This window comes from Synechocystis sp. CACIAM 05 (assembly GCF_010222815.1).
Taxonomy (GTDB): domain Bacteria; phylum Cyanobacteriota; class Cyanobacteriia; order Cyanobacteriales; family Microcystaceae; genus Synechocystis.
The window spans coordinates 2,852,568-2,864,930 of sequence record NZ_CP019225.1; the positions used below are offsets into that span (position 1 = coordinate 2,852,568).

At 49.9% G+C, this 12,363-nt stretch carries 10 protein-coding genes; 7 read left to right on the plus strand and 3 right to left on the minus strand.

Features of this window, described 5'->3' with window-relative positions; genetic code table 11:
- The first annotated feature begins 78 nt into the window (after positions 1-78).
- Positions 79-468 (plus strand): 6-carboxytetrahydropterin synthase QueD, encoded by a 390-nt coding sequence (gene queD, locus BWK47_RS13510; RefSeq protein WP_162329038.1) that lies wholly within the window; start codon positions 79-81, stop codon positions 466-468.
- Between the two features lie 221 nt (positions 469-689).
- The gene (locus tag BWK47_RS13515; RefSeq protein ID WP_162329039.1) at positions 690-3,131 is read left to right on the plus strand and encodes a GspE/PulE family protein; all 2,442 of its coding nucleotides are present in this window, start codon (positions 690-692) and stop codon (positions 3,129-3,131) included.
- A 100-nt stretch (positions 3,132-3,231) separates the two neighbouring features.
- On the opposite strand, the gene BWK47_RS13520 is transcribed toward BWK47_RS13515, so the two are convergent.
- Positions 3,232-3,588: a hypothetical protein gene (locus tag BWK47_RS13520; RefSeq protein ID WP_162329040.1), complete on the minus strand. Its 357-nt coding sequence runs from the start codon at positions 3,586-3,588 to the stop codon at positions 3,232-3,234.
- A gap of 80 nt (positions 3,589-3,668) precedes the next feature.
- On the opposite strand from BWK47_RS13520, the gene rnhA reads away from it, so the two are divergent.
- The 4 genes from rnhA to BWK47_RS13540 all read left to right on the plus strand — a co-directional run bounded on the left by rnhA (position 3,669) and on the right by BWK47_RS13540 (position 8,435).
- Positions 3,669-4,151, plus strand: a complete 483-nt coding sequence (gene rnhA, locus BWK47_RS13525) for a ribonuclease HI (RefSeq protein WP_162329041.1) — start codon at positions 3,669-3,671, stop codon at positions 4,149-4,151.
- Positions 4,152-4,334: 183 nt separating this feature from the next.
- Positions 4,335-5,123 carry a response regulator transcription factor gene (locus tag BWK47_RS13530; RefSeq protein ID WP_204250507.1) on the plus strand — a complete coding sequence of 263 codons (789 nt, stop codon included), beginning with the start codon at positions 4,335-4,337 and terminating at the stop codon, positions 5,121-5,123.
- 371 nt (positions 5,124-5,494) lie between these two features.
- Positions 5,495-6,826 (plus strand): 30S ribosomal protein S12 methylthiotransferase RimO, encoded by a 1,332-nt coding sequence (gene rimO / locus BWK47_RS13535; protein WP_162329043.1) that lies wholly within the window; start codon positions 5,495-5,497, stop codon positions 6,824-6,826.
- 130 nt (positions 6,827-6,956) lie between these two features.
- Positions 6,957-8,435 carry a DEAD/DEAH box helicase gene (locus BWK47_RS13540; RefSeq protein ID WP_010873784.1) on the plus strand — a complete coding sequence of 493 codons (1,479 nt, stop codon included), beginning with the start codon at positions 6,957-6,959 and terminating at the stop codon, positions 8,433-8,435.
- A gap of 142 nt (positions 8,436-8,577) precedes the next feature.
- Here BWK47_RS13540 and argC read toward each other — a convergent pair whose 3' ends face one another.
- Entirely contained in the window at positions 8,578-9,633 is a 1,056-nt protein-coding gene (gene argC / locus BWK47_RS13545) for an N-acetyl-gamma-glutamyl-phosphate reductase (RefSeq protein ID WP_162329044.1), read from the minus strand.
- A gap of 245 nt (positions 9,634-9,878) precedes the next feature.
- Here argC and hisH point away from each other — a divergent pair, with 245 nt between their 5' ends.
- Positions 9,879-10,511, plus strand: coding sequence for an imidazole glycerol phosphate synthase subunit HisH (gene hisH, locus BWK47_RS13550; protein WP_162329045.1), 633 nt, complete (start codon positions 9,879-9,881; stop codon positions 10,509-10,511).
- A 2-nt stretch (positions 10,512-10,513) separates the two neighbouring features.
- Here the strand turns inward: hisH and thrS are convergent, their stop codons facing one another.
- Positions 10,514-12,325: a threonine--tRNA ligase gene (gene thrS, locus BWK47_RS13555; protein WP_162329046.1), complete on the minus strand. Its 1,812-nt coding sequence runs from the start codon at positions 12,323-12,325 to the stop codon at positions 10,514-10,516.
- Between the last annotated feature and the right edge of the window lie 38 nt (positions 12,326-12,363).

A 12,363-nucleotide genomic window follows, 5' to 3' on the forward strand; every position in this document is an offset into this window, starting at 1 on the left:
GTTAAAGGGGTCAGCGTTTGGTCACTGGGGACGATTTTCCCTCATCCTAGGGTGAGTAGACAGTGATTTGAGATTTTTATGTGGATTATTTATAAGGAGTTTTCCTTTGAGGCGGCCCATCAATTGCCCCACCACGAAGGGAAATGTCGACGCTTACATGGCCATAGTTTTCGGGGCCGGGTTTACGTGGCCAGCGATCGCCTGAAAACCACTGGTTCAGAAACGGGCATGGTGATGGACTTTAGTGTGCTCAAAGCCCATTTGGACCCCTTGGTGAAAAATTACCTCGACCATTATTACCTCAACGACAGTCTTGGTTTGGAAAGCCCCACCAGTGAGGCGATCGCCGCTTGGATCTTTGCCAAATTAGAAGAAGCTGGGGTACCGGGGTTACATTCCGTGGAAGTCTTGGAAACCTGTACCTCCGCCGCCCGTTACTTTTCCCCCCGTTTGTCCCCATTGCTGTGATTTTCGTAATCCCTGGGATTAGGGGATTTAACCGAACAAATTGACCCCGGTCGGCCAACCATTGCTTAAACTAGGGGAAAGTACTAAGTTTAGTAGGAAAATTGTCAGCCTTGGGTATTTAGCGCAATTTTGATAGGATTTTGCTCCCTTGAGGCATTCTGAAATTAGCACTACTCATCACTGTTGTTGTTTGCTGAACTGTTATCTCGGTCGCCCCTGCCATGGTCTTTTCCTCCGATTCCCCCGAATTTAGCCTCTCCCCTTTTGAACAAGCCCTCATTGAAGCGGGTTATCTTTCCCTTTCCCAAATTCATCAGGCCTTAATGGAGGCGCGTCGCACCGGCATTGCTCTGCCGACTTTGGTGGAAACAATATTGGGGGAATCTTTGCCCGATGAACTACATCGCCAGTACCAAGCTCAACAACGGTTTGCCCTTTCGGTGATCCATGGGGTGAAGTTTTTTGACCAACATCAGTTAACGACCCTGGCCAACACCGAGGCGATCGCCAGTTTACTGAACCGTTACTTTCCTTTGCCCATCTGCCGTCAGTATGGTTTTTTACCCCTCCATTACCGGGAAAATCCGGGGGCTTTGTTAGTGGTGATGGTGGACCCCAGCGACCCGGAAGCAAGTCAATTTTTACAACGACAACTAGCGCCCCATCGGCTTACCCTGCGGCGGCGGGGGGTGACCAAGGATGATTTTGATAATTTGATCGATCAGCTTTACCACGATCCGGAAGTGCAGGCCGCCCTGAACGCCCATCGCCAAACTGAGATTAGTGAAGATCCCTACGATGGCAAAGCAACGGTGGTGGAAGTAACGGAAATTATTGAGGATTTACCGCAACAAATCGCAGCTCTGCAGAATACTCCCCCGGTTGCTCCCCCGCCGGTCAGTGCCATAGCCGAAAATACAAATGATTCTAATCCAGAGGCCAAATCCGAAGGGCCAGAAGTTAAATTAGCTAATAAAATTCTCATCCTTGGGTTGCGGGAAGGGGCCAGCGAAATTCACATTGACCCCCAGGATAATCGGGTGTTGGTGCAGATTCGTCAGGGCGGTAATCTCCGGATGTTGCTTGAACCCCTGCCTAGGGAGTTAGGCCCCAAATTGGTCGCCAGGGTGAAAACCATGGCCCATTTGGACACCAGCCAGACCAACATCCCTCAAAAGGCCCGCATCCGCAAAAGTTATAATGGCCAGTCGGTATTTTTCTACGTCAATATTCTGCCCAGTTTTTACGGTGAAAAAATACTGGTACGGGTGGTTCCTCACCTAGAAAAATTACCTGATTTTGCCCAACTTTGTGGCGATCGCCAGAGCCAGGAAAGTTTACAAAAATTAGCCCAGGAATCCCAAGGCTTAGTGGTGGTAATTGGGGCGGCCTATGGCGGCAAAACCACTACCATGGAAGCTTTTTTGGGACAGCAGTTGGACCAGAATCGCTCCGTTGCCTTGGTGTCCGATCCCCTTGTCCATGTTTATGAAAACATTAATCAGCTAGAAGTAAACCCCCAAAAGGACTTTACCAGCGAAAAGGCAGTGCAGTCCCTCCAGGATCAATGGCCCGCAGTGATGGCAGTGGATCCCTTGGAGGATCAGGAAACAGCCCAAATTTTGACCCAAGTCCTCAACCAAGGCCATTTAGTTTTCACCTCTGTCATTGCCAAAGATGTGCCCTCGGCGATCGCCCAACTGCAGCAATGGTTTGAACCAGCGGTATTGGGGCAACACCTGAAGGGCGTTGTTTCCCAGCGGCCAGTGCGACGGGTCTGTCCAGCCTGTCGTTTGAGGGGGGAAGTGACACCGGAAGAGCAACAACGTTTTGGTCTGCCTCCGGGAACTATTTATCGGGCTAACAGTTTGAGTATGGAGTTGATGGCCCAACCCATGATCAAAAGTCGTCTCTGTCGTCAGTGCCATGGCCTTGGTTACTCTGGCATGACGGGGATATTTGAGGTCGTGGCCATTACTCCTGAGCTCCAACAGTTGGTTAGTGGCCCCTGTTCCCACGCAGAAATTATCAATGGTTTAAGTCAAGCTGGCATTGCTAGTCCCGCTCGCCAGGCGATCGCCCTAGTGAGTCAGGGAGTCACCACCCTCGAAGAAGTGACCAGACTTTTTCCCCAATTGCCCCGGCAACTATCGCCCCGATCGTCCCCCTCTGACGCTAGTAGTGCGCCGCCTCACCCCATCCCCCCCCCTGTAAGCCAAAATGCAGCAGGTGAAACTATGTCCCCCAATGACCAATGGTGGCAACGTCTGCAACAACTAGAAAAATCCGTGCAAGAACTTAACCGTGCCCTGGCGGATTTGAAAAAAATGGCTGGCGATCGCCCTTCTGCCCCCCGGACCCATGCCGGCGATTGCCATTCCCCCTCTGCTGTTGGCCCCAACTTAGACCTCATGGCGGAATTGCAGGCCCTGGAGGATTTATCTGCCCACAAAAGGCCCAAGGCTAGGGACAGAAATGAACAAGCCGTAACCGTTATGGAAGGTTTTGATCAAATTGAAGAATTATTAATTGACGATCAATTGGGCCAACCTGCCGCTGCCCCCTTCAATGCCGGGGAGGAAACCTTTATTGCAGAAGAAGAAGCTAACGTCCCGGAAGGGAAAAAATTTAATCCGTTTAAATCTGTGATTGACCCCTGGTAACCCAAAAACCATTGCTTTGTTCGGCTCATAGAACACAGAACAGCCAAGACTAGACAAACCCGGTGAAGCAGAAATCCCAAGCCCTTGAACGAGGGAACTCTCAATTCTTAGTGGATGGCAAAGGCTGGAAAAAAATTCTGCCCATCCACAGCAAACACACCAGGAAATAACCGGTGGTGATCAGACCATTTAGGTACATTAGTCTAAATGCGGCCAATTCCCCCGCGCCCTGGCCAGTACCCCAGAGTAATAGGTACAGGCAGAGCCAACCTAGGGTTAATTGCAAGGACCGACGACTTAAACGGCGACGTTGACGGTGATACTGATTGTCGCCCCAGTTAGGTTGGTCTAGTTGGCGTAACTGCCAGAGGGACGGTAATATGCCCACTACGGGAAGCAGGTATAAACAAAGTTGTAGGCGCATTAGTTTCGTGTCGGCAAAACGCTCTTCGTTCACTCTGATTTTCCATCCTGCTTATGATCCCAGCTTGACCAGCGCTGATTTTCCCATTAACCCTAACCTTGCTTAATTTGTCCATGGCCTCTACCCCCAATTCCGTAACTCTCTACACCGATGGTGCCTGCTCCATGAATCCTGGCCCTGGTGGCTATGGCGCAGTGATTCTCTACGGTGATGGTCGTCGGGAGGAATTGTCCGCCGGTTATAAAATGACCACCAATAATCGCATGGAAATTATGGGGGCGATCGCCGCCTTGAGTCATTTACAAGAACCGTCCCAAGTGTTGCTCTATACCGATTCCCGCTATATGGTCGATGCCATGAGCAAGGGTTGGGCCAAGAAATGGAAAGCCAACGGATGGCAAAGGAATGCCAAGGAAAAGGCCAAAAACCCCGACCTGTGGGAAACAATGTTAACGCTGTGCGAAAAACATCAAGTTACATTCCAGTGGGTCAAAGCCCACGCCGGTAACAGAGAAAACGAGCGGTGCGATCGCCTAGCGGTGGCCGCCTATCAAAATAATCCCAACTTAGTGGATGAAGGCTTCGGCAAATTTTAGGGGTCAAAACTTAACCAATTTCCATTTCCTATCTAGGCTTTGCCAATTCAATGATTTTCCCTTAATAACAAACGGGGGAATTTTTTTCGTGCCCAATTTCCACCCCTGGAGGAGATTGGCTTTCTTCACCATGTCATTATTTTGCCAAAAAAGTTTGCTGTTAACATCAATGTTCTGTGTTATATGTTGGTTAAATACCATCTAGTAGGTTTCCCAATGGCAACGCTAGAAGCCCCCCCCCATAGTCTCCAACACCAGGAAATTCCCCCCAGCCATCGTATTTTGGTCGTTGAAGACGAGGTTTCCATCCGTGAAACCATTGTCCTATCATTGCAGGAAGAAGGTTATGAAGTTTATGCGGTGGACGATGGACGTGATGCCTTAGCTCTGTTGCAAGAATTTAGCGAAGACCCCGGTCAGGCCGCCGTGGACCTGATCATTCTGGACATCATGCTTCCCCAGGTAAACGGTTTAGATGTATGTCGTAGTTTGCGCTTTGGTGGCGATAATACCCCGATTTTAATTGTCAGTGCCAAAGGCAGTGAAATGGAAAAAGTAACTGGCTTGGAAGTGGGGGCCGATGACTACATCACTAAGCCCTTTAGCCTGAAGGAATTGGCGGCCCGTTGCCGCGCCATGATCCGTCGCCAAGGCTTGGCTGGTAATAACATTGCCCCATTCCGCAAATTTAGGGATTTGGTGCTTTATCCCCAGGAGTGTCGGGTGTTAATGCGGGGAGAAGAAGTGAGTTTGGCCCCGAAGGAATTTCGCCTATTGGAATTGTTCATGAGCTATCCCCGTCGAGTCTGGTCTAGGGAACAGTTAATTGAACATATTTGGGGCATTGATTTTATGGGAGACAGCAAAACGGTGGATGTCCATATCCGCTGGCTACGGGAAAAGCTGGAACAGGACCCCAGTCAGCCGGAATATTTAGTCACAGTGCGGGGCTTTGGCTATCGTTTTGGTTAGGAAATTATTATTTATTTAAACTTGTTTGCTCAGAACCTCCTCCATTTCCTCAATGGGACTAATGGGGGAATTTTTCGCCATATTTCTATCCATTGCTGGATTAAGGCGACTTTTCTGTGGGCATTTTCAACGTCAGAGTAGGAGAATATTGGGAGTAATGTCAGGAAATGTATAACATTACACCAAACGACCTCAGGTTTTCTGGTGTAAATCTGTTACAATGTCTTTACAAATAAAAAGGGTCTGACCACCGTTCCCCATCCGCAGGCTGTATTTACAGAATTTGCTGATCATTGCCTGGTTTAGTCCCTACCCTACATCCCTTGGACTCGAACTCAGTCAATAGTCAGTTAATCCCTAGTAATTAATTTATGGGCCAAACGCCAACGATCGCCATCAACCATTTGGGTTGCGAAAAAAACCGCATTGATTCTGAACATATGTTAGGCCTGCTGGTGGAAGCGGGTTACCAAGTCGATGCCAATGAAGAATTAGCAGATTACGTCATTGTTAATACCTGTAGTTTTATCCAGGATGCTCGCCAGGAGTCGGTGAGAACCTTAGTAGAACTAGCGGAAGCAAAGAAGAAAATCGTTATTTCCGGTTGCCTGGCCCAGCATTTCCAGGAGCAACTTTTAGAAGAAATTCCCGAAGCGGTGGCCGTGGTGGGCACCGGGGATTACCAAAATATTGTTGATATTATTCGACGCACGGAACAGGGTCAGCGAGTTAAAGCCATTTCCCCCAATCCCAGCTTCATTGCCGACGAAAATTTACCCCGTTATCGCACCACCAACGAGGCGATCGCCTATCTGCGGGTGGCCGAAGGCTGTGATTATCGCTGTGCTTTTTGCATCATCCCCCAACTACGGGGCAAACAACGGTCTCGCCCCATCGAATCCATTGTGGCGGAAGCCGAACAACTAGCCAGCCAAGGGGTAAAGGAATTAATTCTCATCTCCCAAATCACCACCAACTATGGATTAGATCTGTATGGGGAGCCAAAACTGGCGGAACTATTACAGGCCCTCGGTAAAGTAGACATTCCCTGGATTCGCATCCACTACGCCTATCCCACCGGATTGACCCCCAAAGTGATTGAGGCGATCTCCACTACGCCCAACGTCCTCCCCTATTTGGATTTACCTCTGCAACATTCCCATACTGACATTCTCAAAGCCATGAATCGCCCCTGGCAGGGCCAAGTCAACGACGACATCATCACCAGGCTAAAAACTGCCCTTCCCGACGCTGTGTTACGTACCACATTCATTGTTGGCTTTCCGGGAGAAGCCGAGGAACATTTTGGGCATTTGCTAGACTTTGTCCAACGCCATCAATTTGACCATGTGGGAGTGTTTACCTTTTCCCCAGAGGAAGGCACCGCCGCCTTTGACCTACCCGATGCTGTGCCCGAAGAAGTAATGGGAGATCGCCGGGATCGGTTAATGGCTCTGCAACAACCCATTTCCGCCCAGAAAAATGCGGCTTGTTTGGGGCAGACCCTGGATGTGCTGATTGAGCAGGAAAATCCTAGCACTGGGGAATTCATCGGCCGATCAACCCGCTTTGCTCCAGAGGTGGACGGATTAGTCTATGTCAAGGGCAATGCCAATTTGAATGAAATCGTCCCGGTTGTGATCACTGCCACCGACGATTATGACCTGTACGGTATGACCGCCGAGGAGGCTAAGGTTTTTTAGCTATTGAACTAAGGGGATGGACTGGCTGTGTTATTGACGGTTGGTTCCCAGCCATTCCCGCAAACTTTTTAATCCTTAATTATTTGCCCACTAAACCGTCTTTTGTTATCCGAAATTATTTAACTTTTCCATGACTAATACTTTGACTAGTACCTTCGCCGATCTTGGTCTTTCTGAAAAACGTTGTCAACTCTTGGCCGACATTGGCTTTGAGGCTCCCACCCAAATTCAAACTGAAGCTATTCCCCTGCTTTTGAGCGGCCGGGACATGCTGGCCCAATCCCAAACCGGCACGGGGAAAACCGCCGCCTTTGCCCTACCTTTGATGGACCGCATTGACCCGGAGGGGGACTTGCAAGCCTTAATTTTGACCCCCACCCGGGAATTGGCCCAGCAGGTGGCGGAAGCAATGAAGGACTTTTCCCACGAGCGCCGTCTGTTCATTTTGAATGTGTACGGTGGTCAATCCATCGAGCGGCAAATTCGCAGCCTAGAACGGGGTGTGCAAATTGTGGTGGGCACCCCTGGACGGGTGATTGACCTAATTGACCGCAAAAAACTTAAATTAGAAACTATCCAATGGGTGGTGCTGGATGAAGCGGACGAAATGCTGAGCATGGGCTTCATTGACGATGTGAAAACCATTCTGCGTAAAACTCCCCCCACCAGGCAGACCGCTTGTTTCTCCGCCACCATGCCCCGGGAAATTAAAGAATTGGTCAATCAATTTTTAAATGATCCCGCCCTAGTAACCGTTAAACAAACCCAATCTACCCCCACTCGCATTGAGCAACAGCTCTACCACGTGCCCCGGGGTTGGTCTAAGGCTAAAGCGCTACAACCGATTCTGGAAATGGAAGATCCCGAATCCGCCATTATTTTTGTGCGTACTAAACAAACCGCCGCAGACCTCACCAGTCGTTTGCAAGAAGCGGGCCATAGCGTGGATGAGTACCACGGCAACCTGAGCCAATCCCAACGGGAGCGTTTGGTGCATCGTTTTCGGGATGGCAAAATTAAGCTGGTGGTGGCCACGGACATCGCCGCCCGAGGTTTGGATGTCAATAACCTCAGCCATGTGGTCAACTTTGATTTACCCGATAACGCTGAAACCTACATTCACCGCATTGGCCGCACCGGTCGGGCTGGTAAGACTGGTAAGGCGATCGCCTTGGTGGAACCCATTGACCGTCGTTTACTGCGATCCATCGAAAACCGTCTGAAACAACAAATTGAAGTTTGTACCATTCCTAACCGTTCCCAGGTGGAAGCCAAGCGGATTGAAAAACTGCAGGAACAACTCAAGGAAGCCCTGACCGGTGAGCGGATGGCCTCCTTCCTTCCTTTAGTGCGGGAATTGAGCGATGAGTATGATGCCCAGGCGATCGCCGCCGCTGCTCTACAGATGATCTACGACCAGAGCTGCCCCCATTGGATGAAATCCGATTGGGAAGTGCCGGAAGTTGATTTCAACAAGCCCGTTCTCCGTCGTGGCCGCAATGCTGGCGGTGGCCAGAACAAAAGTGGGGGTGGTTACCAAGGTAAACCGGGCAAACCCCGTCGCTCCAGCGGTGGCCGTCGTCCTGCCTATAGTGATCGCCAACAGTAAACATTAATTCAAATAGCCTGTTTGAAAAAATGAAGCCGGGTTAATGACTCGGGAAAAAATAACTCCTCCAGAATTCAGACCCTGGGGGAGTTTTACTTTAATGGGGATTGGCTCAGGTTGGGATGTTTTTCCAACCGAATAACTAGGGATAAAAAGCCAGTTGGGGCAAGCCTAAGGATTCTTCCCAACCCATCATGAGGTTTAAGCATTGCACCGCCTGCCCTGCTTGGCCTTTGACCAAATTATCAATGGCGGAAAGGACAATAACCCGCCCAGTGCGGGGATCCACTTCGATACCGATGTAGCAAAGGTTTGTCCCCCAAGCCCATTTTGTTTGGGGGTAAACCCCGTGGGGCAGAATTTTCACAAAGGGGGAAGCCCGGTAAAAAGCACTGTAAATGGTGATCAGATCATCCCGCACCAAACCCGGATCCCGCAGGGTGGCATAAACGGTGGCTAGGATACCCCGCACCATGGGAATTAAATGGGGCGTGAACTGTACCCTTAGCTCAGTACCGGCCAAATCACTGACAATCTGTTCAATTTCAGGGGTATGGCGGTGTTTAGCTACTCCGTAGGCTCCCAAAGATCCTTCGGCCTCCGCTAGGAGCATATTTACCTTTGCTTCTCTACCCCCGCCGGAGGTACCGGACTTAGCATCAATGATGGCGGTTTCAGGCACAATTAAACCCTGTTTAAGCAACGGGGAAAGGGCTAGTAAACTGGCGGTGGGATAACAGCCGGGGCAACCAATTAGTTGGGCATCCCTAATAGCATCCCGGTACAATTCCGGCAGGCCGTAAACAGCTTGGTTATTGGTGGCTTGGTCCTGACGATCCTTTTTGTACCATTCCGTGTAGGTGTTGAGATTGCGGAAACGATAGTCCGCCGACAGGTCTAAAACTTTACAACCTTTACTTAATAATGCCGGGGCCATGCCACAGGCTAAACCATTGGGCAGACCAAGGAACACCGCATCACAACGGCTGGCGATCGCCTCTAGGTCAATGGGTTCGATGGTGAGGTTTACCCTGTGGGTTAAATGGGGATAAAGATCACTGTAGGGCTTGCCTGCACTGCTGTGCCCCGCTAGGTAGGTCAATTCCACCTGGGGATGTTCCAACAATAAACGTACTAGCTGAATGCCGCCATAGCCCGACGCGCCAATGATACCGACTCTAGCTTTTTCATTCCCCATGGTTCTCAAATCTCAAATAATGCCAACAGATTAGTGAAATTGGTGTGTTGGCTGAATTCTAATATCAAAATTGCCCAATGGCGAACTTGATCCCCGGTTTAGCAAAGATTTTTTCCGGGATCCTTCTGCCCAGAGATATTGCTAGTCCGTCCTGGGGAGCGGTCAACTTTGCGTACAATGGCTAGACGGGGGTTAGGTCCGATCATCAATGGTCTAACTCTGTCCTACTTTGCGTCTTTTTTCCCATGGGTTACATCGCCGTTGTTGATTATGATATGGGCAATCTCCACTCCGTCTGTAAGGGTTTGGAGAAAGTGGGAGGCAATCCCCTGGTAACGGACCAGGCCCACGTTATCGACGGTGCTACGGCCATTGTCCTGCCGGGGGTAGGTTCCTTTGATCCGGCAATGCAACATTTACGGGCCAGGGGTTTAGATACGGTGCTCAAAAAGGCGATCGCCAAGGGAATTCCTTTTTTGGGCATTTGTTTAGGTTCCCAACTGCTATTTGATAGTTCTGAAGAAGGCCAGGAAACGGGGCTGGGCATTATTCCCGGACAAGTGAAACATTTCCGTTCCGAGCCGGGACTGACCATTCCCCACATGGGCTGGAATGGATTGCAGTTTAACCAGCCGGATTTATGTCTCTGGCAAGATTTACCCCCGGAACCCCAGGTTTACTTCGTCCACTCCTACTACATGGCTCCCCTTGATCCCCAGGTAGTTGCCGCTAGTACCACCCACGGCAGTCAAACCATCGCAGCGGCGATCGCCAAGGATAATGTGATGGCGGTGCAATTCCACCCGGAAAAATCCTCCACCCTGGGGCTAAAAATTTTGGCTAACTTTGTCAAAAAAGTTGCTTTGAGCGATATTTAACCCTACCAAGTATCGTGATTGGTCACCGTTGCTCGCAATTTTTCCAACACTTCCGTTACAGGAATTTCCCCCAATTCCCCCGAAGCCCTGGTGCGGATATTGAGGGCATTAGCTTCCACTTCCTTCGCTCCAATTACCGCCATGACTGGAATTTTTTGCTTCTCTGCATTGCGAATCATTTTCCCTAGGCGATCGCCACTGGTATCCACTTCGGCCCGTAAACCTAAAGATTGCATTTGCTTAACAACGGATTGGGCAAAGGGCAAAAACTCATCACTCACGGCTAGTAAGCGCACTTGAATGGGGGCCAACCAAAGGGGAAAATCCCCTGCGTATTCTTCAATAAGAATGCCAATCAACCGTTCCAAGGAACCAAAAGGAGCTCGATGAATCATTACAGGGCGTTGGCGGGAACCATCGGCGGCAATGTACTCCAAATCAAACCTTTCTGGTAAGTTGTAATCCACCTGCACGGTGCCCAGTTGCCATTCCCGTTCCAGGGCGTCTTGGAAAATGAAATCTAGTTTGGGGCCGTAGAAAGCCGCTTCCCCTGGGGCTTCAAAATAATCCATCTCCAATTCCTGCACCGCCCGACGGATAGCTCCCTGGGCCTTTTCCCAAGCTTCATCGGAGCCAATGTATTTGTCGGATTCTGGATCCCGGAAAGAGAGACGGGCCTTAAAGTTTTTTAACTGCAAACTTTTGAACACGGTCAGAATTAAATCCACCACACTCAAAAATTCAGCGTCCAACTGATCCGGAGTAACGAATAAATGGGAATCGTCCACCGTAAAGCCCCGCACCCTGGTTAAGCCCCCCAGCTCCCCCGATTGTTCATAGCGGTAAACAGTGCCAAATTCCGCTAACCGTTGGGGCAAATCCCGATAGGAGCGCAGTTCGCTTTTATAAATTTGGATATGGAAAGGGCAGTTCATCGGTTTGAGCACAAAGCCCATTTCCTGGGCCGCTTCCTCTGGGGATTCCGCCATCATGGGGAACATATCTTCGTGGTATTTCTGCCAGTGCCCCGATTGTTTAAACAAATCTACCCTGGCAATGTGGGGGGTGACGACGGGTAAATAGCCCCGTTTAATTTGCTCCTGCTTGAGAAAATCTTCCAAAATGGTGCGGATAATAGTCCCCTTAGGGGTCCAGAGGGGTAAACCGGGGCCCACCGGGTCAGCAAAAATAAATAGCCCCAATTCTTTACCTAATTTACGGTGATCCCTTTTGAGAGCCTCTTCCTTACGCCGTTGGTATTCCGCCAATTGTTCCGGGGTTTCCCAAGCAGTACCGTAAATCCGTTGGAGCTGAGCTTTGTTGGCATCCCCCCGCCAGTAGGCCCCGGCCACACTTTCTAAGGCGATCGCCTTAGGATTAATGTCCGCCGTGGATTCCAAATGGGGCCCAGCACAAAGATCCCACCATTGATCCCCCAGATGGTAAACGGTGATGGGTTCGTGGATGCTGTCGAGGATTTCTAATTTGTAGGGTTCTTGGATGGATTCAATTCTTTGTTTAGCCTCTTCCCGACTAATTTCTTCTCGAATTACTGGCAATTTTTTATTGATGATTTTCACCATCTCTTTTTTGATGGCCTTTAAATCCGCCTCTGTAAACGGTTCTGCCACATCAAAATCGTAGTAAAACCCCGTTTCCGTCCAGGGACCAATGGTCACTTGGGCTTTGGGAAAAAGTTTCTGCACCGCCATGGCCATGACGTGGGAAGTGGTGTGGCGGATTTTTTTTAGTTGCTCCGACTCACTGGTACGGGGAAGGGCAATGGTATCGGGGGAAACTACGGTTTTGGCCATGGATTGTGTTTACAAAAAGTTTTCAGACGAAGGAATTC

Coding starts and splice junctions, on each gene's coding strand:
- queD (WP_162329038.1), top strand. CDS start 79: ATGTGGATTATTTATAAGGAGTTTTCCTTTGAGGCGGCCCATCAATTG.
- BWK47_RS13515 (WP_162329039.1), top strand. CDS start 690: ATGGTCTTTTCCTCCGATTCCCCCGAATTTAGCCTCTCCCCTTTTGAA.
- rnhA (WP_162329041.1), top strand. CDS start 3,669: ATGGCCTCTACCCCCAATTCCGTAACTCTCTACACCGATGGTGCCTGC.
- BWK47_RS13530 (WP_204250507.1), top strand. CDS start 4,335: ATGTTGGTTAAATACCATCTAGTAGGTTTCCCAATGGCAACGCTAGAA.
- rimO (WP_162329043.1), top strand. CDS start 5,495: ATGGGCCAAACGCCAACGATCGCCATCAACCATTTGGGTTGCGAAAAA.
- BWK47_RS13540 (WP_010873784.1), top strand. CDS start 6,957: ATGACTAATACTTTGACTAGTACCTTCGCCGATCTTGGTCTTTCTGAA.
- argC (WP_162329044.1), bottom strand. CDS start 9,633: ATGGGGAATGAAAAAGCTAGAGTCGGTATCATTGGCGCGTCGGGCTAT.
- hisH (WP_162329045.1), top strand. CDS start 9,879: ATGGGTTACATCGCCGTTGTTGATTATGATATGGGCAATCTCCACTCC.
- thrS (WP_162329046.1), bottom strand. CDS start 12,325: ATGGCCAAAACCGTAGTTTCCCCCGATACCATTGCCCTTCCCCGTACC.